Source organism: Thalassobius sp. Cn5-15 (assembly GCF_022347685.1).
In the GTDB taxonomy this organism is placed as follows: Bacteria; Pseudomonadota; Alphaproteobacteria; order Rhodobacterales; family Rhodobacteraceae; genus Thalassobius.
The window spans coordinates 276,000-298,442 of the sequence record NZ_JAKRGF010000001.1 but is presented as its reverse complement, the minus strand read 5'-3'; the positions used below and the strand labels follow the sequence as shown (position 1 = coordinate 298,442).

22 protein-coding genes are annotated in these 22,443 nt (G+C 58.3%); 9 read left to right on the top strand and 13 right to left on the bottom strand.

Features of this window, described 5'->3' with window-relative positions; genetic code table 11:
• Position 1: 1 nt before the first annotated feature.
• Entirely contained in the window at positions 2-463 is a 462-nt protein-coding gene (locus tag MHM86_RS01430) for an Rrf2 family transcriptional regulator (protein ID WP_239195039.1), read from the bottom strand.
• Between the two features lie 184 nt (positions 464-647).
• Here MHM86_RS01430 and MHM86_RS01425 point away from each other — a divergent pair, with 184 nt between their 5' ends.
• The 5 genes from MHM86_RS01425 to MHM86_RS01405 all read left to right on the top strand — a co-directional run bounded on the left by MHM86_RS01425 (position 648) and on the right by MHM86_RS01405 (position 4,147).
• A complete protein-coding gene (locus tag MHM86_RS01425) occupies positions 648-1,304 on the top strand; it encodes an alpha/beta hydrolase (protein ID WP_239195037.1) in 657 nt (218 codons plus the stop codon).
• Positions 1,304-1,558 carry a hypothetical protein gene (locus MHM86_RS01420; RefSeq protein ID WP_239195035.1) on the top strand — a complete coding sequence of 85 codons (255 nt, stop codon included), beginning with the start codon at positions 1,304-1,306 and terminating at the stop codon, positions 1,556-1,558. The genes MHM86_RS01425 and MHM86_RS01420 overlap by 1 nt, the downstream gene beginning before the upstream one ends.
• Positions 1,555-2,007, top strand: coding sequence for a hypothetical protein (locus MHM86_RS01415; protein WP_239195033.1), 453 nt, complete (start codon positions 1,555-1,557; stop codon positions 2,005-2,007). Before MHM86_RS01420 ends, MHM86_RS01415 begins: the two co-directional genes overlap by 4 nt.
• A complete protein-coding gene (locus tag MHM86_RS01410; protein WP_239195031.1) occupies positions 2,004-3,167 on the top strand; it encodes an HD domain-containing protein in 1,164 nt (387 codons plus the stop codon). Before MHM86_RS01415 ends, MHM86_RS01410 begins: the two co-directional genes overlap by 4 nt.
• Before the next feature lie 101 nt (positions 3,168-3,268).
• Complete coding sequence (locus tag MHM86_RS01405; RefSeq protein WP_239195029.1) at positions 3,269-4,147, top strand: S9 family peptidase; 879 nt, start codon at positions 3,269-3,271, stop codon at positions 4,145-4,147.
• A 150-nt stretch (positions 4,148-4,297) separates the two neighbouring features.
• On the opposite strand, the gene hflX is transcribed toward MHM86_RS01405, so the two are convergent.
• The 4 genes from hflX to trkA all read right to left on the bottom strand — a co-directional run bounded on the left by hflX (position 4,298) and on the right by trkA (position 8,874).
• Complete coding sequence (gene hflX / locus MHM86_RS01400; protein ID WP_239195027.1) at positions 4,298-5,575, bottom strand: GTPase HflX; 1,278 nt, start codon at positions 5,573-5,575, stop codon at positions 4,298-4,300.
• Positions 5,576-5,812, bottom strand: coding sequence for an RNA chaperone Hfq (gene hfq / locus MHM86_RS01395; RefSeq protein WP_058242056.1), 237 nt, complete (start codon positions 5,810-5,812; stop codon positions 5,576-5,578). It lies immediately after the preceding gene.
• Positions 5,813-5,965: 153 nt separating this feature from the next.
• On the bottom strand, positions 5,966-7,480 hold the full coding sequence (locus tag MHM86_RS01390; RefSeq protein ID WP_239195025.1) for a TrkH family potassium uptake protein: 1,515 nt from the start codon (positions 7,478-7,480) through the stop codon (positions 5,966-5,968).
• Between the two features lie 17 nt (positions 7,481-7,497).
• Entirely contained in the window at positions 7,498-8,874 is a 1,377-nt protein-coding gene (gene trkA / locus MHM86_RS01385; RefSeq protein ID WP_239195023.1) for a Trk system potassium transporter TrkA, read from the bottom strand.
• Between the two features lie 180 nt (positions 8,875-9,054).
• Between trkA and MHM86_RS01380 the strand changes: the two genes are divergently transcribed.
• Positions 9,055-9,504, top strand: coding sequence for a hypothetical protein (locus tag MHM86_RS01380; protein ID WP_239195021.1), 450 nt, complete (start codon positions 9,055-9,057; stop codon positions 9,502-9,504).
• Between the two features lie 74 nt (positions 9,505-9,578).
• Here the strand turns inward: MHM86_RS01380 and MHM86_RS01375 are convergent, their stop codons facing one another.
• From MHM86_RS01375 to dusB, 5 genes are all read right to left on the bottom strand, one after another.
• Positions 9,579-10,991 (bottom strand): sigma-54 dependent transcriptional regulator, encoded by a 1,413-nt coding sequence (locus MHM86_RS01375; protein ID WP_255722990.1) that lies wholly within the window; start codon positions 10,989-10,991, stop codon positions 9,579-9,581.
• Positions 10,992-10,994: 3 nt separating this feature from the next.
• Entirely contained in the window at positions 10,995-13,310 is a 2,316-nt protein-coding gene (locus MHM86_RS01370) for a PAS domain-containing sensor histidine kinase (protein WP_239195017.1), read from the bottom strand.
• Positions 13,311-13,384: 74 nt separating this feature from the next.
• Positions 13,385-14,755 (bottom strand): response regulator, encoded by a 1,371-nt coding sequence (locus MHM86_RS01365; RefSeq protein ID WP_239195015.1) that lies wholly within the window; start codon positions 14,753-14,755, stop codon positions 13,385-13,387.
• A 3-nt stretch (positions 14,756-14,758) separates the two neighbouring features.
• Entirely contained in the window at positions 14,759-15,874 is a 1,116-nt protein-coding gene (locus tag MHM86_RS01360; RefSeq protein WP_239195013.1) for a nitrogen regulation protein NR(II), read from the bottom strand.
• Entirely contained in the window at positions 15,871-16,854 is a 984-nt protein-coding gene (dusB, locus tag MHM86_RS01355) for a tRNA dihydrouridine synthase DusB (RefSeq protein WP_239195011.1), read from the bottom strand. The genes MHM86_RS01360 and dusB overlap by 4 nt, the downstream gene beginning before the upstream one ends.
• Before the next feature lie 225 nt (positions 16,855-17,079).
• Between dusB and MHM86_RS01350 the strand changes: the two genes are divergently transcribed.
• From MHM86_RS01350 to MHM86_RS01340, 3 genes are all read left to right on the top strand, one after another.
• On the top strand, positions 17,080-17,571 hold the full coding sequence (locus tag MHM86_RS01350) for a phosphatidylglycerophosphatase A (protein WP_239195009.1): 492 nt from the start codon (positions 17,080-17,082) through the stop codon (positions 17,569-17,571).
• Positions 17,541-18,050, top strand: a complete 510-nt coding sequence (locus MHM86_RS01345) for a CinA family protein (protein ID WP_255722989.1) — start codon at positions 17,541-17,543, stop codon at positions 18,048-18,050. Before MHM86_RS01350 ends, MHM86_RS01345 begins: the two co-directional genes overlap by 31 nt.
• A 151-nt stretch (positions 18,051-18,201) precedes the next feature.
• On the top strand, positions 18,202-19,380 hold the full coding sequence (locus MHM86_RS01340) for an ammonium transporter (protein WP_239195007.1): 1,179 nt from the start codon (positions 18,202-18,204) through the stop codon (positions 19,378-19,380).
• Between the two features lie 316 nt (positions 19,381-19,696).
• Here MHM86_RS01340 and MHM86_RS01335 read toward each other — a convergent pair whose 3' ends face one another.
• From MHM86_RS01335 to tig, 3 genes are all read right to left on the bottom strand, one after another.
• Positions 19,697-20,074, bottom strand: a complete 378-nt coding sequence (locus tag MHM86_RS01335) for a hypothetical protein (RefSeq protein WP_239194942.1) — start codon at positions 20,072-20,074, stop codon at positions 19,697-19,699.
• 384 nt (positions 20,075-20,458) lie between these two features.
• Complete coding sequence (rpiB, locus tag MHM86_RS01330) at positions 20,459-20,899, bottom strand: ribose 5-phosphate isomerase B (RefSeq protein WP_239195006.1); 441 nt, start codon at positions 20,897-20,899, stop codon at positions 20,459-20,461.
• 157 nt (positions 20,900-21,056) lie between these two features.
• On the bottom strand, positions 21,057-22,391 hold the full coding sequence (tig, locus tag MHM86_RS01325) for a trigger factor (RefSeq protein ID WP_239195005.1): 1,335 nt from the start codon (positions 22,389-22,391) through the stop codon (positions 21,057-21,059).
• Positions 22,392-22,443: the final 52 nt, after the last annotated feature.

Genomic DNA, 22,443 nt, shown 5'->3' with positions numbered 1-22,443 from the left:
CTTAATCCTCATCCACCACGGCAAAGAGATCCGGCACCGCAGGACAGGGTGCCAGACCATTGCTGATCACATCCGACAGCCGCGCCTGATGCAGGAAAACGTAGACATGCGCCGACAGACTTTGCCACAGGCGGTTGGTTACAGACTGCGCCTTGGAACCAGACAACGCGCCAGAGGCCCCAGCCCCCTTGTGCATCGCATCAACGGTCTCATCCACCGCTGACAGCACCTCAACCACGCGGATCTCATGTGTGGATTTCGACAGGCGGTAACCGCCCCCCGGACCACGCACAGATTCCACCAGTCCCGCACGGCGCAGCTTTACAAACAACTGCTCCAGATAAGGCAGTGAAATATCCTGACGTTTGGAGATTTCACCAAGCGAAACCAGCGTGCCAGCGGGTTGCAGCGCGATGTCTGCAAGCGCCACCATGGCGTAACGACCTTTTGTACTTAGTTTCACGACTTAGGTTCCTTCGCGAACAAGATTGACGATAGGGCTTGCAGGGCTTATCTCGCTAGCAGCCGCCCACTTCAAGAGGCAGCGATTTAGAATTGTTCTAAAGTTAGCAACGGAATTCGTCAAGAATAACCCGTCGCATCCACGCATAAAGACGTGCAAACACGCTAGAGGAGACAGGCGACACATGCCCGAGGTCATTTTTCCCGGTCCGGAAGGCCGCCTAGAAGGCCGTTATCACCCGCAGAAAGACCGCGACGCACCCATCGCCATCGTCCTGCACCCGCATCCGCAGTTTGGCGGCACCATGAACAATAAGGTTGTCTACAACCTTCATTACGCCTTTTATAACATGGGTTTTACCGTGTTGCGGTTCAATTTCCGTGGCGTCGGGCGCAGCCAGGGTGAATATGATCAGGGCGTGGGCGAACTGTCTGATGCGGCTTCGGCGCTGGACTATCTGCAGTCGATGAACTCCAACTCCAAACATTGCTGGGTCGCGGGTTTCAGCTTTGGCGCTTGGATCGGCATGCAGCTGTTGATGCGGCGTCCGGAAATCACCGGCTTCATCTCTGTTTCGCCGCCTGCGAATATGTACGACTTTTCGTTCCTGGCACCCTGCCCATCTTCGGGCCTGATCATCAATGGCACCGCCGACCGCGTGGCGCCGCCTTCGGACACTGAAACGCTGGTGGGCAAGTTGCACGAACAAAAAGGCATCACCATCACCCACGAACAGATCGAGGGGGCGGGCCATTTCTACGAACGTCCCGAACATATGGATACCATGGTCGGCAGCGTCAACGACTACGTGAAACGCCGCCTGACGGAGAACACCCGCTAATGACCGTCGCTGAGGATCTGGCAGACGCGCTGGCCAAGGACACCATTGAGGCGGCCGAGGCGATGGGCGATGACAGGCTGATTGAGGAGGTCTCCAAACAACTGGGGGCCTCATCACAGACCACGCAAGAGGCGTTCATGACCGCCGTCCGCGTGCGATTGGCCGAAAAACGCGCCCGCGGGTTCCTGCAGGACAAGCTCAAAGGGTTTCTGGCAGATCAGAAAGAATCTGGGCAGAAAGCGCAAAAAGGATGAGGGCCTCGCAGGCCCTTTTTCTTTTCCTGCTAACAGGTTTTGGCCTGTCTTTTCTGCTAGCGCTCGGTGAACGGGACTGGTTCCACTGCTTCGCCCATGTGGGCACTGACCGTCCGCCACTGCCCCCGATCTGGGCGCAGGGAGAGCTGATGCCGGTGATCCTCGAAACCGTCACACCGCCCTTTGGTCACCCGCTGCTGTTTATTCTGCATTTCGGCGCAGGCATCGCCTTTGCCACATTCTGGCTGCACCATCCGCGACAGCCCTTGCTGATCGCCTATGCGGTGTTTGCGGCCTTTTCGCTATTCACTCTGTTGCCGCCTGGATCAGAACACGGCTGTGACCCCACGGGCACGGGCGGCATCTACGCGCTGACCTTCCTGACTCTTGTCGGAATTATCATTTCCATTGCAGTCACTTACATTCCAAAATGGATCCAAAAATCATGACAGACACCCCCCAGCTTGATGCCCAGATGGCCTTCCTGAATGAGGCCTGCAAACTGAAACAGGTGGACCGTCAGTCGGCACTTCAGGATCTGTCACGACCGGAAAATTCCGCCGAGCACAGCTGGCATGTCGCACTCTATGCGCTGGTGATGGACATCCCTGAACTGAGCGATCCGGCAGATCGGTCCAAAGCGATCAAAATGATCCTGCTGCACGATCTGGTAGAAATCGACGCAGGCGATCACCCCATCCATCTGGACCATGATGCAGATGCTGTGGCTCAGGCAGAGGCGGCAGCCGCAACGCGCCTGTTTGGCCTGCTGCCTGCGGATCAGGCGGCCGAAATGCGCACGCTTTGGGATGAGTTTGAGGCCGGCAGCACCGCCGCTGCGCGGGGAGCGAAACGAATGGATCATGTCCAGCCGATGCTACAGGCCGCAGCGCCCGCCGTCCCCCTGCCCGATCATGTGCAGGTGGTGGAGGATAATCTGGCGCAGGGTCGCGCCAGAAACCTGCACATTGACTGGCCAGAAATGTTTGCCCATGTCCGCGCCGCATTGGACACCACCCCAGCGCCAACGGGTGATGTGGCCAAACGCATTGCCTTCCTCAACGAGTGCGACCGCCTGAAGCCGGTGTATCGCGCCACTTACATCTCTGGCGGATCGCGTTTTGAAAACTCCGCCGAACACAGCTGGCATCTGGCGCTTTACGCACTGGTCCTTGCCGAACATGCGCCGCATCCAATCAATGTGGACCGCGTGATTACGATGCTGCTGCTGCACGATCTGGTGGAGATTGACGCAGGTGATCATCCCATCTTTGGCGACTACGACGCCAGCGCCAAAGAGGCGGAGGAACTGGAAGCCGCCCGCCGCATCTTTGGCCTGCTGCCCGACGCTCAAGGTGCTGAGATGCTGGCCATCTGGCAGGAGTTTGAAGCCAATGAGACGCCTGACGCGGTGTTTGCCAAATCTCTGGACCGCTTTCAGGCACCGAACCAGAACCTTGCCTCCAACGGGGGCAGCTGGGCGAAATACAACGTAACCTATGACACTTTCCGTGAAAAAGTTGGCGGCAAAATTGGCTACGGCGCGCCGATACTGCTGGATTGGGTCACCCCAAGGGTGAAAGCATTTCTAGATGCCATGCCGCGCTGAGCACGGCAATTTTTGTCAAAGCGATGATGAGCCATCGTTCCGCCCGATTTCCCCAATAAGATGTGATCAAGCATTTCTTAAAGGGAAACGGACGGGTGAAAATGCGCTTTTTCTTTGGGCTTATTTCAGGATTTCTGACCGTAATCAGCCTCTATATCATCAACTCAGCCAGCCTGATGATCGCCCCACCGGACAGCACGCACACTGCCGCGAGTGACTCCGTTCTGTCCGATCCGGCGCTGCACCTGCAGCCGATGGCACAATCGCCTGTCAGCGCCAACACCTTTGTCACGGTGAACCGCCGTGCCCTGACCCCGAAGGTGCCGGAAACCTATGATTACAGCCCCAGCCCCACGGTAACAGACGCCGCCACATCAGGCAGAAGCGGCGCGGTCCGCTGGCAGGCCGTCCTGCCCGCAGGCGACGATCCTGCACCGCTCGTCCTACTGTTTGCAGGGACCGGGCGATCCCCCCTGTCGGTTCTGGATATGTGGCTGCCGACAGCACGCCAACACGATCTGGCCCTCCTTGCACCAGATACACGTGATGATCCACAGCACTTCTTGTCTGCGCTGAAGGGGGATACGTTTCAGCAATTGATCGCTGACATAAGCGCAACGCGCGCGATCGACCCTGACCGGATCTATCTGTTCGGCCATTCGCAAGGCGGTCAGGTTGCATTGACGATGGCCAATCAGATCCGCGGGCCCTGGCAGGCGGTCGCGACCCATGCCGGCCACCCGCAAGCGACAATGATCCGCGACGCCAAGCATGGCCCACCGCTGCGCCTCTACCTTGGTGGGCGCGATCATATATTCAACGCCGCTGCGGCCAAAGAGGCCGGTCAGCGTTACGCACGTGCGGGTCATCGCACAGAACTGCACCTGATCCCAAACCACACCCATTGGTTTTACGAAATCGGACCCAAAATCGCCGACGACACCTGGAAATGGTTTCAGGCGCACTCAACCGCGCAATAGGCTTCATCAACGGGTAGAGGGGGCTTCGCCCCCGGCTGTTACGCGCTTCCCCAAGGATATTGTGGAAACGGAGAATAAACTTTACGTCAATTGACACAGAAAACGCGCAAGGTGAGCCTCGCGCGTTTTGAATGCGTATTACTGTGCGTCTCAGAGATCGCGGAAGCGTTTTTCCTGCCGCGCCGTCCAGCGCACGGTGAGGTCGAAACCGGTTTCGGTTTGCTCTTCCTCTAGCACCAGATCTTCTTGGAACAGCCATGCGCGCTTGCGCCCTTCGGCAAAGGTCAGGCTGATCTGGCTTTCATGGGTTTCGGATGCCAGCTTTGCCTTCACCGCGTCCAGCAGCTTCGTCTGCCCTTCCCCCGTGATGGCCGAGATGGCGAAGATGTCCTCTTCACGATCTGCGCGCTCCTGCAGCGTGGCGCGGTTGTCGTCATCCAAGAGGTCGATCTTGTTCCAGACCTCTAGCACGGGCGTATCCTTGCCCACGCCGAGTGACTCCATGATCGACAGAACATTTTTCGCCTGACCTTCGGTTTCCGAATGAGAAATGTCACGCACGTGCAGGATCAGGTTGGCGCTGAGCACCTCTTCCAATGTTGCACGGAACGACGCCACCAGTTCGGTCGGCAGGTCAGAGATGAAACCAACGGTGTCAGACATGATCACCTCTGGCCCGTTGTCAGGCAGATCCACGCGGCGCATCGTCGGGTCAAGCGTGGCGAACAGCATGTCTTTGGCCATCACATCAGCGCCGGTTAAGTGATTGAACAGCGTCGATTTTCCAGCGTTGGTATAGCCAACGAGCGCAACCACCGGAAACGGCACCTTCGCACGTGCGGCGCGATGCAATTCGCGGGTTTTCACCACCTTGTCCAGCTGACGGCGCAGGCGCACCAACTGTTCGTCAATCGCACGGCGGTCGGCCTCAATCTGGGTTTCACCGGGCCCCCCAACAAAGCCAAGGCCGCCACGCTGACGTTCAAGGTGGGTCCAGGCCCGCACCAATCGAGTGCGTTGATAGGACAAAGCAGCCATTTCCACCTGCAACACGCCTTCGCGTGTGCGGGCGCGGTCCGAGAAGATCTCAAGAATAAGGCCGGTACGGTCCAGCAGTTTGACCTTCCACGCCTTTTCAAGATTGCGCTGCTGCACCGGGGTCACGGGGCCGTCGATCAGCACCAGCTCCACCTCATTTGCCTTCAGCAGCTGCTTCAGCTCCTCAATCTTGCCGGACCCAAAAAGGTAGCCCGGATGCGCGCGGGGCAGCGGCACCTTGGTGGATCCTACCACCTCCAGATCGGGCAAAGCCGCCGCAAGCGAGATCGCCTCATCCAAGGCATACTCCGCTGCGCGACGGTTCTTGTCGGATTTCAGATCGGGATGCAGAACCCAGGCGCGGGTCGCGATCCGTTCATGCGTTTCCAATTAGGACTCTTCACCATCGTAAAGGTTGATGGGTTGTGCCGGCATGATGGTCGAAATAGCGTGTTTGTAAACAAGCTGCGACTGGCCGTCACGGCGCAGGAGCACACAGAAATTGTCAAACCAAGTGATCACACCCTGCAGCTTTACGCCGTTGATCAGGAAGATAGTGACCGGGATTTTGGTTTTCCGAGTGTGATTGAGAAAGGCGTCTTGCAGGTTCTGTTTATCGGAAGCCATGTATGGTTACCTTTTATTATTGCGCCGCTTTCCGGCGTCCCTGTTATCTAGCTTTGCCACTATGTCGCGGGCGCGGCGGAGTTTCCAGCCCAAAATTCACCCTATCCGTGGCTGAGAGGCCGCAGTGTGGCGATTGGGTGACCAGCGCCGCCTTCAACGGCGCAAAAACTGGCCGGTGAACAGCGCGACAAAGGCCAGCATTTCCAACCGCCCCAAAACCATCGCCGCCGCGAAGGCAAGTTTGGCCATTGGTGCCAGTGTCACAAGGTTTACCGCCTCATCCGTCGCGATTTGCACCAAGGGCCCGGTGGTCGACAGGCCCGCAATCGCCAGTGTCAGCGCAGTTTCAAGGTCAGAACCGAAACCGGCAAAGACCATGGTGAACAGCGCCATCGACAGGGCAAACATCATAAAGAAGATCCACGCAATAAACGCCCCCTGCCGACGGATGCGCCGCGACATCCCCTGCGCGCGCCCCACGGATGAAGGGTGCACCAAGCGGTCCATTTCCCGTAATCCATTGAGGTAAAGCGCCCAGACCCGCAGCAGTTTGACCCCGCCCGCAGTGGTCGCAACCCCGCCGCCCATCATCGCAAGCCCCAGCAGCATCAGACCCGGCGTCGGCAGGCCCGACCAGTTGCGCGCAGTTTCCCATTCGACGCTTTCAAAACCGGTGGTGGTCAGGAAGGACAGCGTGGTGAAAACACCGCCCCAAAGGGCACGCAGGGCCAGTAGCAGGCTTTGCTCTTCATCCGCGGAATAGGACGCCACCCAATGACGCAGAAACAGAACCAGTGGCACCGCGATCACGATGAACATGCCCAAACGGAACTCGGGATCTTCGTGAAGGCTGCGCCTGGAGGTGGTGATCGTGTCCGCAGAAAACGTCAGCCGCGACAGAGCAAACAGCATGAACAACGCGGAGATCGCCTCTCCGGGAACACCAGATTGCGCCTCACTGGTGGAGGCAAGCGGTGTGATCCCGCTGGAAGCCATGATCGACATCGCATGGATCATACTGACCAGCGGTCGGTCGCCAATCACCATCAGCATCAGCCACAGGGCAAAGGTCAGACCGGCATAGATCGGCAACAGCGCTTTGGCCGCGCGAATGATACGGCGTTGCGGGTCGATGCGTTCATGACGGCCGTGCAACTGATCACTTTGCCCCGGCTCGGCGGAGGCGGTGACCTCAAACCCGCCAAGGTTCAACGGCGCCAGAATAGCTGCCGCAGCCACCCAGATCAGCGCGCCGCCCATCCAGCCGACCATGCCGCGCCACAGATGCAGCGTGTCGCTGAGGCGATCCGCCGGAAAAAATGCCGCGCCTGTGGTGGTCAGGGATGACACCATTTCGGCATAGGCATTGAGGAACGAGGTGGTGCGCAGCGCCTCATAGAAGGGCAGCGCCAGAAACAGCGGCAACACCGCCATCGCGGCAAACAGCGCCAAGAGGTCGCCCATCGCACCACGGCGCCGCTGCACACCATCGCGCGCGATCGACACCAGCACCACAGCCAGAACACCCAGCAACGCAGAGTAGAGAAACGCCCGCCCCTCAAACGCGCGCCCCAGCACAAAGCCATGCGCCGCGGGCACCAGCATAGCCAGCGCCGAGAGGCCCATCAGCAACAGAAACAGAGGCTGGCGGATAATCCGTGCCCACATCAGGCCACCCTCACATCCTAGAAGAAGTCAATCGAGACCTGCAGCAACCGTTCCACCTCTGGCACATCAGAAGCAAGGGAGAACAGCGCAATCACGTCGCCATCATCCACCCGCGTATCGGCCAGCGGTTTGACCACCTTGTCGCCTTTCAACACGCCGCCCACCAGAACACCTTCGGGAAATTCGATATCGCGGATCTTGCGGCCGGCAATGGGTGAGGTGGATAGAACCTCTGCCTCGATCATCTCGGCCTCGGCGTCGCCGATGGAATAGACACTGCGCACCTTGCCGTGACGCACATGGCGCAGGATCGAACTCACGGTGGTGGCGCGCGGGTTCACATAGGCATCAATGCCCAAAGGCGCCATCATCGGCACCAAGGTCGGGTCATTGATCAGCGCGATGGCCATCGGGCAGCCCTCGGCCTTGGCGCGCACAGCGGCCAGCATGTTGGTTTTATCGTCGTCCGTCAGGCACAGCACGGCATCGGCGCGGTCAACATTGGCCTCTGACAACAGGGCCACATCCAGCCCGTCACCATGCAGTACAATAGTTTTCTCAAGGATATCAGCGTCTTTTTCGGCGACCTTACGGCTGCGCTCGATCACCTTGGCGCGCACACGTTCGGTGCGTGCCTCCAGCGAACGGGCCACGGCCAGCCCCACATTGCCACCGCCGATGATCACCACGCGTTCCTGCTTCTTGGTCTCTTTGCCAAAGATTTCCATCGTGCGATTGATGTCTTCGTTCACGGTGAAGACATAGCATTCATCGCCGACGAATATCTGGTCGTCCGGTTCCGGCGCAAACAGGCGGCCGTCGCGGCGGATTCCCACCACGATGGTGCGCAGGGTGGAAAACAGATCATTCAACTGACGCAGCGGTGTGTTGATCACCGGGCAACCGTCCTCAATACTGATGCCCATCAGATGCGCCCTGCCAGACAGGAAGGTTTCCGTGTCAAAGGCCGAGGGCGAGGCGATCCGCTGTAGCGCCGCCTCTGCCACTTCGCGTTCGGGGCTGATCACCACATCAATCGGCATGTGGTCGCGCCGGTAGAGGTCAGAGTAGATCGCCGTCAGATAGCTTTGCGAACGCAGGCGCGCGATTTTGCGCGGAATGGCGAAGACCGAGTGCGCCACCTGACAGGTCACCATGTTGACCTCATCGGAATGGGTGGCGGCGATGATCATATCCGCATCGCGCGCACCCGCGCGGTCCAGCACATCAGGATAAGAGGCAAAGCCCGCAATCCCCTGCACATCCAGCGTATCAGTGGCACGACGCACCAGATCCGCGTTGTTATCCACCACGGTAACGTCGTTTTTTTCACCGGACAGATGACGGGCAATTTGCCAGCCAACCTGCCCTGCCCCGCAGATGATGACCTTCATCAGATGTTCCCCTGCAATCCAGCGCCCCGTAATCCAGCACTCTGCATCGCATGGCGCGCACGGGGGGTCAATTGAATTGTCCACCCGCGCCTGCGCTGGGATGTTATCGCCTATCAAGCCCCATGATATTGCCTTACAGCGCCGCGAGGGACACGCTGGAAGCGAACAAAGGAGGCAAATATGCAACGATTCGCATGGCTCGCCCTATGTGGCGCGGTCCTCAGCGGCTGTAACTACACCGTCTACCATCAGCCCGGAAAAACCATCGAGGATCGCGACCGTGATCTTGTACGTTGCGAGGTACGGGCGCTTCGGGAGGCACCGGTTGCCACCGAAATCCGTTATCACCCGCCGGTGAAACGCGAACGCAAGATCTGCGACCACAAGGACCGTTGCATCACCGATCACTACTGGACCGATCCAGAACCCTACACGGTGGATGTGAATGAACGGTTGCGTGTGCGTGTCAAAGAACAGTGCATGCTGAACAAAGGCTACAATGAGGTCACCCTGCCCCGATGTGAACGCGGTCAGCCTGTCGCCGTGCCCGCGCGGATGACCGGCATTGCGCCGAACGCCTGTATCTACCGCGGTCAAAGCGGCAAATCGCAGGTCGCAACGCCGCAATAAGCCTACGACGTTTACATAGAAGCAGGCGCCCGCGAACTCATGGGCGCCTGTTCACCTTAGATATCGAATGTCGCTTATTCCGCCTCAGCGGCTTCTTTGTCCACTGACGCCACCCGTGCGCCAGCTTTGGTCGAGGTGACGACGCCCAGCGATTTTAGCTTGCGGTGCAGGGCAGATCGTTCCATCCCGACAAAACTGGCGGTGCGGCTGATATTTCCACCGAAACGGTTGATCTGCGTCAGCAGGTATTCCCGTTCAAACACCTCACGCGCCTCGCGCAATGGCAGGGTGGCCAGCGTACCGGTCAAGACCACCTGATCCGAGGGTGCCGCCCCCTCGCCCGAATCCGGCAGCTCGCGCGCCTCGATCGGGCCGCTACCATCACCAAGGATAAGCACTCGTTCGATAAGGTTGCGCAGCTGGCGCACGTTGCCCGGCCAGCGCATCGTCTGCATCAGGGCCACCGCATCCTGTGACAGCTCGCGCAGCGGCAGTCCCTGCGATTGATTGAACATCTCAATGAAATGCCCCGCCAGGGTGGGAATATCCTCGCGCCGCTCTTCCAGAGACGGCACCGCAATCGGCACCACATTTAACCGGTGATACAGTTCCTCGCGGAAGGTGCCACTGGCAATCTCTGCCTCCAGATCGCGACTGGTGGAGGATATAACGCGCAGATCCACCTTCACCTTGTCAGCGCCGCCTACACGCTGGAACTGCTGATCCACCAGCACACGCAGGATCTTGGACTGTGATCCCAACGGCATATCCGCCACTTCATCAAAGAAGATAATGCCGCCATCTGCCCGTTCCAACAGGCCCGGCTCCACACCACGCTCCGCGCTTTCGCGACCAAACAGTACCTCTTCGATGCGTTCTGGTTCAATTGTGGCGCAGGCCACAGTCACAAAGGGCGCACCGGCGCGGTTAGACTGCGCATGAATGTAGCGGGCAGCCACCTCCTTGCCCACACCCGAGGGCCCGGACAGCATCACCCGACCGTTGGATTTCGTCACCTTGTCCAACTGGCCGATCAACGCACGGAAAGCGGCGGTGTCGCCGATCATCTCAGCCTCGCCGCCGTCCTTGCGCTTGAGCGCGAGATTTTCACGACGCAGACGCGAAGTTTCCATCGCACGGCGGATCACCACCAAAAGCTGGTCGATATTGAACGGCTTCTCGATGAAGTCATAGGCACCCTGTTTAATCGCCGCGACGGCAATTTCGATGTTCCCGTGACCCGAGATGATCACCACCGGCACATCTGGGTAATCCCGCTTCACCGCTTTCAGTATGTCGATCCCGTCCATCTGGCTGTCCTTCAGCCAGATATCCAGAATGATCAACCCCGGTTGATCGTCAGTAATTTCGCGCATGGCATCGTCAGAATTACCTGCAAGACGGGTGCTAAAGCCTTCATCTTCCAGAATATCTGAAATCAACTCGCGAATGTCTTTTTCGTCGTCAACAATCAGAATATCGCTCATCACTCACTGCCTCACGTCTTTTACTTGCACTTCAGCACTTTTCGCCTCGACCGGATCGGTCAAAAGCAGCCGCACAACGGCCATGGCGCCAAATCGGGTGGTATCTTCAAATGCCGGCGCGTCCTCAAGAGACAACGTACCGCCATGTTCTTCAAGAATTTTTTTCACAATCGGAAGGCCCAGTCCGGTGCCTTCGCTGCGGGTGGTAACATAGGGTTCAAACAGGCGCGCGCGGTCTTCGGGCAGGCCGATGCCATTGTCACTAATTCGCAAAGTCGCGCTGCGTCCTTCACGGATCAATGCAACACGAATTTCCCCCTGAACCTCATCGCCCCTATGGTTTTTGTTATAGCTTTCAATTGCTTCGCCGGCGTTTTTAATCAGATTTGTAAGCGCCTGCGAAATCATTGTGGCGTCCAGATTGGCGTTCATCACCTGATCCGGCAGGTCGACATCAAACGTCACGTCCGGCTGGCCCGCCTGCTGCAACACCACCGCGTCGCGCACCAGCTTCACCAAATCCTCCGACCGACGATCAGGTTCCGGCATACGGGCAAATTTGGAAAACTCATCCACAATGCGGCGCAAGTCGTTGGTCTGTCGGACAATAACCTCTGTCAGCTGCGCCAGACTATCAGCGTTTTCCTGATCCAGCTGACGCCCGAATTTACGCTTGATACGTTCTGCAGACAATTGGATCGGGGTGAGCGGGTTCTTAATCTCATGGGCAATCCGACGGGCCACATCGCCCCAGGCGGCCATCCGCTGCGCAGCAACCAGATCGCTGACATCATCAAAAGCCACAACGTAGCCTTCGAGCGCGCCATCTTCGGCCTGACGGGTGGCCATTCGTACCAACAGGTTTTCCAGCCGCCCGTTACGCGTCACCTTGATCTCGCCCTGCACAGCGCCCATGCCTTCGTCGGTCAGACGATCAAACAGCGCAGCAAACTCCGGCACTGCAACGGCCAGCGCCACGGCGGCGTGTTCTTCCCCCTTCCAGTCCAGTAACCGTTCAGCGGACCGGTTCACGAAGGTCACACGCCCCTCTTCATCCAGACCAACAACGCCTGACGTGACGGAACTGAGGACCGAGTCAAACAAGCGACGGCGGCGTTCCACCTGTTCAGTGTTTTCCAACAGCTCCTGACGCTGTGCCTTCAGCTGCCGGGTCATCTGGTTGAAATAGCGCCCCAGCATAGCGATCTCATCATCGCCTTCCTGTTCAACGACCCTTACGTCCAGATCGCCGCCACCGACACGCTGTGCCGCCCCCGCCAGACGTCCAACCGGGCCAGACAGGCGTTCCGCAAACCACAGGCCCAGCCAGATCGCGGCGAGGATCAGGATCATCGCAAACCCAAGATAAATCAGACCGAATTCAAACAGTACCCGCCCGCGTTCGCTTTCCAATTGTTGGTAAAACTGCGCTGTCTGTTTGGTATCATCCAACAGCCCGAGGAGCGAACCGTCCACCTCACGACTGACGTAAAGGAACCGGTCCACGAAGGCGTTCAGGCGTACCAGCGCACGGAATTCGTTATTGGGCCAATCGGCGATGATCTGCACCCCATCCTCGCTGGCGCGTTGCAGCTGGTCCGATGTGGGCTCTTCAAAATCAAACAGGTAACTGCGATCCCCACGGGCCCGGATTTCGCCTGTTCCATCAACAACATAGGCTTCTTTCAGTCCGCGCTGAACCTGACTTTGCCCTTGTGTCAGAACCACCCGCACGTCCCCATCGGTGATAAAGAATGACTTGCGCCGCGCCCGATCGATATGTGCGGCCAGCGCCAAGGTGTCCGCAGTAAGGTCGCGGCGATGTTCTTCCTCATAGGCTTCCGCCGCGGCGAGAGAGGAGCCCACCACCTGCCGGACACGGTCCGAAAACCAACCCTCAAGGCCAACATTCACCGTCAAAGCTGCAAAAATCGCCACGGAAACAGTTGGGATAAGGGCCAAAAATGCAAATGCGCCGGTGAGCCTCAGATGCAGTTTTGAACCCGCTGATTTGGCCCGGCGCGCCGAAATCAGCGCCGCGATACGTTGCAAGACCAACGCGGCGACAAGCAGAGCATAGACAAAATCCGCAAGCAGGATAAGCCGGAGGGAAAAGGATGATCCCCCCTGATCCAGCGGTCCCAAAACCAGATAGGTTGCCACCACCAGAATTGGCGCCAACACAACCAGACAGAAGGTTGCGATGTTCTGCACCTTCCGCTGACGTCGCAATCGGCTGATTTTCGCCCACGACCGGCTGTGCGCACGTTTTTGCTGTGCCTGAAAGGCCACGCCTGCGTCCTCAAATTGATGGGCCATTGCTGACACCAAACCACTTTATATGGGGACGGAGCCGAAAAATCAGATCAATCCGTCACGCCATTGTTGCGATTTTACATCAATTTCCGGCGACGTGTCACGTTAATATCCAAATCGGTGATTTTCTTGCGCAACGTATTGCGGTTGATCCCCAACAGATCGGCACATTTGGCTTGGTTGCCACCTGTTGCTTCTAGCGCAATCTCAATCAGCGGCAGCTCAACCTCCCTGAGGATTCGCGCATACAGACCGGCTGGCGGCAACATCGCGCCATGCAGATCGAAATAGCGCCGCAGATGACGCGCGACAGAGGCCGACAGTTTTTCCGTGTCCCCTCCCCCTAGCACCGGCTCCATCTCTGGCTGATTGCCCAGCACCAACTCCACCTCAGCGCGGGTGATTTCATCCGCGCGTGACGTCAGCACCAGACGACGCACCGCATGCTCCAGCTGACGCACGTTGCCGGGCCAGCTATAGCTGCGCATCAGCTCCACCGCATCCCCTGACAGGCGGCGCGAGGGCTGGCCGTCGCGTTCAGCGCGCAACAGGAAGTGTTCGGCCAAGAGCGGAATATCCTCCACCCGTTCGCGCAAGGACGGCACCATCAGCGTTGCCCCACTGAGGCGATAGTAAAGATCCTGGCGGATCTCCCCACGATCCAGCGCCTCGGTCAGGTCAGTCTGACTGGTGGCCATAAACCGCGGCACGTGTTCGCCGGGATTGTCGATCATCCGCACAATGCGCGCCTGCACCTCGGCATCGACGTCGCCTATTTCGTCAATCAGAACAGTGCCACCTTTGACCCGCGCCAAAACCCGCGCAGGACCTTCGATGTCCTGCAGATCAGAGGCGGTGATGGTCACAAACGGCAAGGTCCGACGGTCCGAAAAATCATGAATTGCCCGCGCAATCAGTGACTTGCCTGTTCCACTTTCACCCGCGATCAGAACTGGCAGGTCAGTATTCATCACCCGCGCAACGAGACGGTAAAGCGCCTGCATCGCAGGCGTGCGCCCCACCAGAGGCAACTCATCAGGACGATCTGCCTCCTCCACCCGCGCGGCGGCGGGGGCGGCACGCTGATGCTGCTCCAGTGCTTTGGCGGTGCGTTTCATCAGATCGGGCAGATCGAAAGGTTTGGGCAGATAATCGTAAGCCTCTGCCTCAGCAGCCTGAATGGCCGTCATGATGGTGTTTTGCGCCGAGATGACAATCACCGGCAGACCGGGGCGGTCCTGCGCGATCTTTGGCAGCATCTCTAGACCGTTCCCGTCCGGCATCACCACGTCCGAGATTACGACATCCCCCTTGCCCTCCCCAACCCAGCGCATCAGCGTGGTCAGCGACGAGGTGGCGTGCACCTTACAGCCTGCGCGCGTCAGCGCTTGGGTCAAAACGGTGCGGATCGTGCGATCGTCGTCCGCGACAAGAACGGTGCCATCCATGTTTTAGCTCTCCTTTTTTGCACGCCGCTTGGGCGCCTCTGCCATCGGCAGAGAAATTTTAAAGACCGTACGACCGGGGACAGACTCCACCGCGATCCAGCCGCCATGGTCGGATATGATCTTGCTCACCAGCGCCAGACCCAGACCTGTGCCGTTTTCGCGCCCCGATACGAAAGGATCGAAAATATCGCCCTTGATGTCTTCGGGCAGACCGGGGCCGTCATCGCTGATTTCCACCTGCAACGGCAGAGACTGGCCGGTGCCATCAGCGCGGCGCAGACGGAAAGAATGTTCGTAAAACGTGCGCAACCGTATGGTGCCACCCGACTTATCCGCCGCTTCGGATGCGTTTTTCACCAGATTGAGGATCACCTGCAGCAACTGATCCGGATCCCCCAGTGCCATCGGCAGCGAGGGGTCGTATTGCTCGATGATGTTCATATGCGCGCCAAAGCCCAACAGGGCGGACCGACGGGCGCGATCCAGAACGTCGTGAATATTGACCTCTTCACGTTCGGGTTCCGACAGGTTGCCAAACTGCTCCACCTGCTCCAGCAGTTTCACGATGCGGCGGCTTTCCTCCACGATCAGGTCGGTCAGCTCCAGATCCTCAGGGCGCAGATTCATCGACAACAGCTGCGCTGCACCCGTGATACCCGCGAGCGGGTTCTTGATCTCATGCGCCAGCATTTCCGCCATGCCGATAGCGGATTTAGCAGCGGATTTCACCGAATTGCTCTGCGTCATGCGCCCCGCCAACTCCCGCGGGCTGATGAGGAAAATCATATATCCCGCGCGCCCCTGCAGCGGTGCGATCTGCAGATTACAATGCAATGGCGCGCGGCTGCCGGTGCCCACATCAACGTCATTCACAAACAGCGGCGAATTGCTGTGACGGGCGCGTTCGAACGCCTCCTCCAGCGGAGCATCAACAGTGATCCGGTCCCAGACAGGTTCACCGCGAATGGATTTCGTCGAGGTGTTCAAAAACCCCTCTGCGGCGGAATTGATGTCGGCGATATTGTCGTCGGGATCAATCAACACCCCCGGAATCGGCAACGAGGACCAGAGGCTTGCGTCCATCGTCACATCAGGCCCGGCGGAAACGGGTTGGGTCATGCGGCCACCTCTTCGGGATTCAGAATTGCATCAGGCAGCAGGTCGATCACTGCTGCAGGTTCCTTCGCGGTCAGAAGCGTGCGGCGTTTCATGGCAGAGGTGCCCGCCTCATCCATGTACCAACCCAGATGTTTGCGAGCGACGCGCAAGCCCAGATCGGTGCCGTAAAACGCCAGCATCGCCTCGTAATGGCCAATGATCATCTCGACGAGCGTCTGGCCCGTCGGCACCTCAGGTGCTTTGCGGCCATAAAGATTAGCCGCCACCTGCGCCAGGAGCCAAGGCCGCCCCTGCGCTCCGCGCCCAATCATCACCCCATCCGCGCCGGAACGCTCCAGCGCCGTGGTAGCGTCCTGTGGCGAACAGATGTCGCCATTGGCGATCACTGGAATACTAACCGCCTCTTTCACCCGATTGATCGCGGACCAATCCGCACTGCCTTTATAGAACTGACAGCGGGTGCGGCCGTGAATGGTGATCAGCTGAATACCGGCATTTTCCGCCCGCTGCGCCAATTCCGGCGCATTCAGCAGCGTGTCATCCCATCCCAGCCGTGTTTTCAGCGTAACCGGCAGATCGACCGCCTCCACCACTGCCTCAATCAAGGTCAGCGCGTGATCCAGATCCTTCAACAACGCAGAGCCTGAATAGCCGTTCACCACCTTTTTCGCCGGACAGCCCATATTGATGTCGATGATCTGGGCACCGTTGTCTTCGACCATCTTGGCGGCCAGCGCCATCCACGATGCCTCTCGGCCTGCCAACTGCACGGCCGTATTCACCTTCTCAAAGCCAAGCTCAGCCCGTTCGCGCACACCCGGTTTGGCCTGGACCATTTCCTGACTGGCGACCATTTCACTGACCACCAGACCTGCACCGAACTGCGACACCAGATCGCGAAACGGCAGGTCAGTGATTCCGGCCAGCGGGGCCAAGAAAACCGGAGCGGTGATGGTTTTGTCTGCAAGCCTGAGCGGCATAATCGCTTAATCCTTGTGCGCTATATTCTGGCTAGACCAGAGAATATGAGGGTTTCAACGCTTGCCGCTACGTTTTTAGCCACACAAAAGTCAACTGCTTAATTTTTGTGCATTCGCGCCGGAATAGAGCGGAAGATTGCCCTTTGCGCCCTGTGCGCTTATGCAGGGAGGGTTCGCAACACCTCAAACCACGCGCCCCTCAAACGACAAGATAAGGCCCATGCGATGACCAATCTGATCGCCACATTCTTCTACTCTGGCCTGTTGCGCCCTGCCCCCGGCACCTGGGGGTCGCTGGCCGCCCTGCCCGCGGCGGCGGCGATCTACTGGATCTTTGGCCTTGTTGGTTTCCTCCTCGCCATTCCGGCGGTTTTTGCCATCGGCTGGTGGGCCACAATCAAAGAGACACGCGGCAAGGATGATCACGACCCGTCCGAAATCGTGATTGATGAGGTCGCGGGCCAGTGGATCGCGCTGGTACCAGTGTTTATCGGCATCAGCCATTCTGGCGCAGGCATGTTGGCGCTGTGGCCGGGCTGGGTCACCGCCTTTGTCGCATTCCGCGCCTTTGACATCCTGAAACCCGGCCCTGTGGGGTGGGCAGACCGTCGTGGCGATGCGTTGGGTGTGATGCTGGATGATGTGATCGCTGGCATCTTTGCCGCTATTGTTGTCATGCTGGGTGCATGGATCAGCCATGGGGTTCTGGGGATTTGACCGTGACACTGGCGACAGAGGTTCTGAGCGCGCTGAAAGCACGTGGCTGGAGGGTGGCATCGGCCGAAAGCTGCACCGGCGGCATGGTTATGGCCAGGCTTACGGATATTGCCGGTTCCTCCGCCGTCGTCGATCGCGGCTTCGTCACCTATAGCAACGCCGCCAAACAACAGATGCTGGGCGTTTCAGGTGAAACACTCAAAACGTTTGGCGCGGTGTCCGAAGAGGTCGCCCGCGAGATGGCCGTAGGCGCCCTGCGCCATTCAGACGCACAGGTCGCAGTCGCGATCACCGGCATCGCCGGCCCCGGTGGATCAGAGCATAAGCCAGAGGGCCGCGTGTGCTTTGCCATCGCCAGTGAATCCACCGCACCAGTGAGCGAAACGGTTGAGTTTGGGGCATTGGGCCGCGCCAAAGTCCGCGATGCAGCCGCTGAAAAAGCACTCACCTTGCTGAAAAATGCGGCAACTACGGCGTGACTAAAATTTAACCTAGTCGCCATTTTTATCGCCCAATAAATAATCGCTTTGCAAAACGGATGTTTTTTCATCTGTTTTTTATGTCTTTGCTGTTTTCTTTTGCGCCCGTTCTGAGATGCCTCCCCGAAATCAGGAAGAGAGGATCACAGATATGAACGGAGCGGATACCGCCTGGATCATCGTCGCGACAGCACTGGTGCTGTTCATGACACTGCCTGGACTGGCGCTGTTTTACGGCGGCCTGGTGCGGGCACGCAATGTACTCAGCGTCTTTATGCACTGCTACGCCATCGCCTGCTTGATGAGCGTGTTGTGGTTTGCGGTCGGCTACTCCATCGCTTTTGGCGACGGCAATGCCTACTGGGGTGGGTTCGGCAAGTCCTTCCTGAATGGGGTCACCGCTGACACGCTCTCGGGCAACTTGCCAGAGGTACTGTTCTTTGCGTTCCAGATGACCTTTGCGATCATCACACCAGCGCTGATCGTAGGGGCCTATGTGGAACGCATCGGTTTTGCCTTTGTGCTGACCTTCTCAGCCTTATGGATGGTTCTGGTCTATGCGCCGGTGACCCACTGGATCTGGGGCGGCGGCTTTCTGGCTGACGGGGGCATCTTTGGCGACACCGGCGTCAAGGACTTTGCCGGTGGTATCGTGGTCCATGAAACCGCAGGCATCGCCGCACTGGTTCTGGCTGTCATGCTGGGCGCGCGCAAACACCAAACCACCCCGCCGCACAATCCCGGCTATGTAATGATCGGCGCCGCGATGTTGTGGGTCGGTTGGTTTGGCTTCAATGGCGGATCGCAACTGGCGGCTGACGGTGGTGCTGCGATGGCGCTGACCGTGACGCATATCTCTGCCGCGACCGCCTCGCTGACCTGGCTGGCGTGGGAATATAAAAAACACGGCAAGGCCTCGCTCGTCGGTCTGGTCACCGGCACTATTGCGGGTCTGGCGTCGATCACACCAGCCTCCGGTTTTGTTGGTCCTGTTGAAGCGCTGATCATTGGTGCCGTCGCAGGGGTTCTGTGCCAAGAGGCTGTGAACCTCGTGCGCAACAAGCTGCGTATTGACGATACGCTGGATGTCTTCGCGGTCCATGGCGTTGGCGGCATCTTCGGCACCATCATGATCGCTGCGTTTGGCGCGGGCAGCTGGATGGCGCAGCTGGGCAGCCTTGCCATCGTCGGCGCCTTCACACTTGTGGCGTCTGTGGTGCTGGCCAAACTGGTCGCCCTGATCTTCCCCCTGCGGGTGGATCTGGAGACAGAGGTGAACGGTCTGGACCTCACTGTCCACGGTGAACGCGCATACGATCACTCCTCTTAAGGCGATCAGATATATTTACAGCGGACGGGCCTTTCACGGCCCGTTTTGCTTTTGGCAAAGAGTGTGGCGCTCTCTTCCTCACGACATGCCAGCGATACCCTTCAGACATTTAACTTTCCTCTATCGCGTCTCCTCAGTTCCGTTTGCTCAGTTCAGTTTCCTCGCGAACCAGCGCTTCCCATTCTGCAGATTGCCCGACAGGTTCTACGCGCCTTTTATGAATATTCCCCTAACGCCAGCGCCGTTGAGCAAAACAAAAGCGCCCTCCGATCCGGGGGCGCTTTTCGGTTGAGAGAGCCGAGAAAGTTTGTGGCGTTTACGAAATCTCAACTTTCCAGTGCGACAGTGCCTTGGTCAGGGCCGCAGCTGCATCGGCGTAGTAGCCAGTGGCCAGTTCATCAATCGCCGCGTCGAAATTGCCGGTGGCGATCAGCGCCGCAACTCCGCAGGCGGCGTCGTGCAGGTCAAGGTGCAGCGCGTCAACTTCTTTGGCGCGGGTGGTCATCTGTGCGTTGTCTTTCAGGAAGGAGATCAGTTTGCCCAGACCACATTTCTCGGCGTTCTTATAGGCGCGCACCGGCAGGCTGCGGTTGCCGTCGATGGCAGCGGCGCGCAGCTGATGACCCAGAACGTAATGCGCAACGATGCTGTTGTTGATGATCTCAGCGGTGTTCAGAACGGTCATCTGGGTCATGGTGTTTCTCTTTCTCGTTTGTCGCTTATGCGATTGTGTGCTCGTGCTCTCTACAAACGAATATAGATATCCGCCTTTATCGCCTCAATTGAGATAAAGTATGGTCCGCCCTCTCGATGGTCCTAAGGCGCATAGGCCGTTCCGGCGGGGACGGCGCGGCCTTTTGCCGGATGGTGCTAAAATGCGCCCTCTCGAACCGCTGGCACGGACCTAGAAAGGATATAGTCGCGATATATCCTTCGGGAGGTAGAAGGCAGGGAAAATGGGAGGACGAAGTAACTCCGCCGTTGTGTGGTGCCCGCCTTGCGAAAAGACCCCATAAAAAAGGCACCCCACAGGGTGCCTCTCATCCTTCGGCCCAAAGGTCGATCATAGATCGGTCACTTAACCCTCAATCATGTCCACACGGGTAGCATGACGGCCACCTTCGAACTCTGCCTCAAGGAAGGCGTCAACGATTTCCAATGCCAGACCTTCGCCAACCACACGCGCACCAAGCGACAGCATCTGTGCGTTGTTATGCGCACGGATCATCTTGGCCGAGAACACATCTGAGCACACGCCGCAACGGATACCCGGAACCTTGTTGGCCGACATCATGATGCCCTGACCGGTACCGCAGACGATGATGCCCAGATCCGCTTCACCGGTTGCGATTTTTTCTGCCGCGGCTTGGCCGTGGATTGGGTAATGTGTGCTTTCGGTTGTCATCGGACCGATGTCATCCACCGCGTAGCCCTTAGCGGCGACGTGTTTGGCGATGTTTTTACGCAGCTCAATATCAGCGTGGTCGCTGGAGATGACGATACGTTTGGTGGCAGTCATAGCAGAAGTCCCCGATATGCAATGTCTCGCTTGGCCGCCTTGGAACAGGTTCATAGGCAAATGTCAATTTGCCAGTGACCCCGCCGCGATCACGAATGCACACAGAAAAAGGCCACCCCAAAGGATGGCCTTTCTAACGTCATCAAACAGCAGAGACTTATTCGTCTTCCAGCGCTTCGACAGCTTTCTGCAGATCGTCTTTGCTGATCTCTTTGTCGGTGACTTTGGCACCTTCAACGATGTGATCAACAACCTTGTCTTCGAACAGCGGCGCACGCAGTTGCTGTTGCATTTGCTGGTTCTGCTGAACAAATTCAAAGAACTGACGCTCTTGGCCCGGGTACTGACGTGCCTGGTTCATGATCGCTTGGGTCATTTCGGCGTCAGACACCTCAACCTCGGCTTTCTGACCCAGTTCTGCCAGCAAGAGGCCCAGACGCACGCGGCGTTCGGCCAGTTTGTTGTGCTCTTCGGTCGGCTCGATCTTGTCGTGATCGTGGCCTTCAACCTCAGGATTTTCCTCGTGCCACAGCTGATGTGCAATCTGGCTTGCCTCAGCTTCAACCAGCGACGGCGGCAGGTCAAAGGAGACCAGACCGTCCAGCTGATCCAGCAGGCCGCGCTTCAGCACAGCGCGCGAAGCACCAGCGTATTCCGCTTCCAGACGCTCGGACACCTGGGCTTTCAGACCTTCCAGATCTTCGGCACCGAATTTTTTGGCCAGCTCATCGTCGATCTCAGCCGCTTTCGGGGCTTTCACTTCTTTGATCTTGCACTCAAACACAGCGGCTTTGCCGGCCAGCTTTTCTGCACCGTACTCTTCAGGGAAGGAGACGTTTACGTCTTTTTCTTCACCCGCTTTGGAGCCTACCAGCTGCTCTTCGAAGCCGGGGATGAAAGAACCGGAACCCAGAACCAGCGGGTAGTCTTCGGCGGCACCGCCGTCGAAGGCTTCGCCGTCTACTTTGCCGAGGAAGTCAAACACAACCTGGTCGCCGTCTTCGGCAGCTTCGCCTTCGGCGCGTGCTTCGAAATCTTGCGCGGTTTCGGCCAGCGATGCCAGCGCTTCGTCTACGGCTTCGGCTTCGGCTTTCACAACCAGACGCTCCAGCGCGATACCGCCGAAGTCTACTTCGGGGATCTCGGGCAGAGCCTCATAGGACATGGTGACTTTGACGTCGTCGCCCTCTTTCCAGTTTTCGCCGTCAACCATTTCAACAGCCGGCTGCATCGCAGGGCGGTCGCCGCTGTCTTCGAAGTGCTTGTTCATCGCACCGTCGATGGTTTCCTGCATTGCTTCGCCCAGCAGACGCTGACCAAACTGCTTTTTCAGCAGTGCCATGGGCACCTTGCCCTTGCGGAAGCCTTTCATTTCGACTTCGGGCTGGGCTTCGACCAGCTTCTCGTTGACCTTTGCGTCCAGCTCAGCAGCCGGAACAACGATTTCGTAACCGCGCTTCAGGCCTTCGTTCAGGGTTTCGGTAACTTGCATTTGTTTCCTCACAAGGGTGACAGGCCACCCGCACGGTCGCCTGATGAAATTT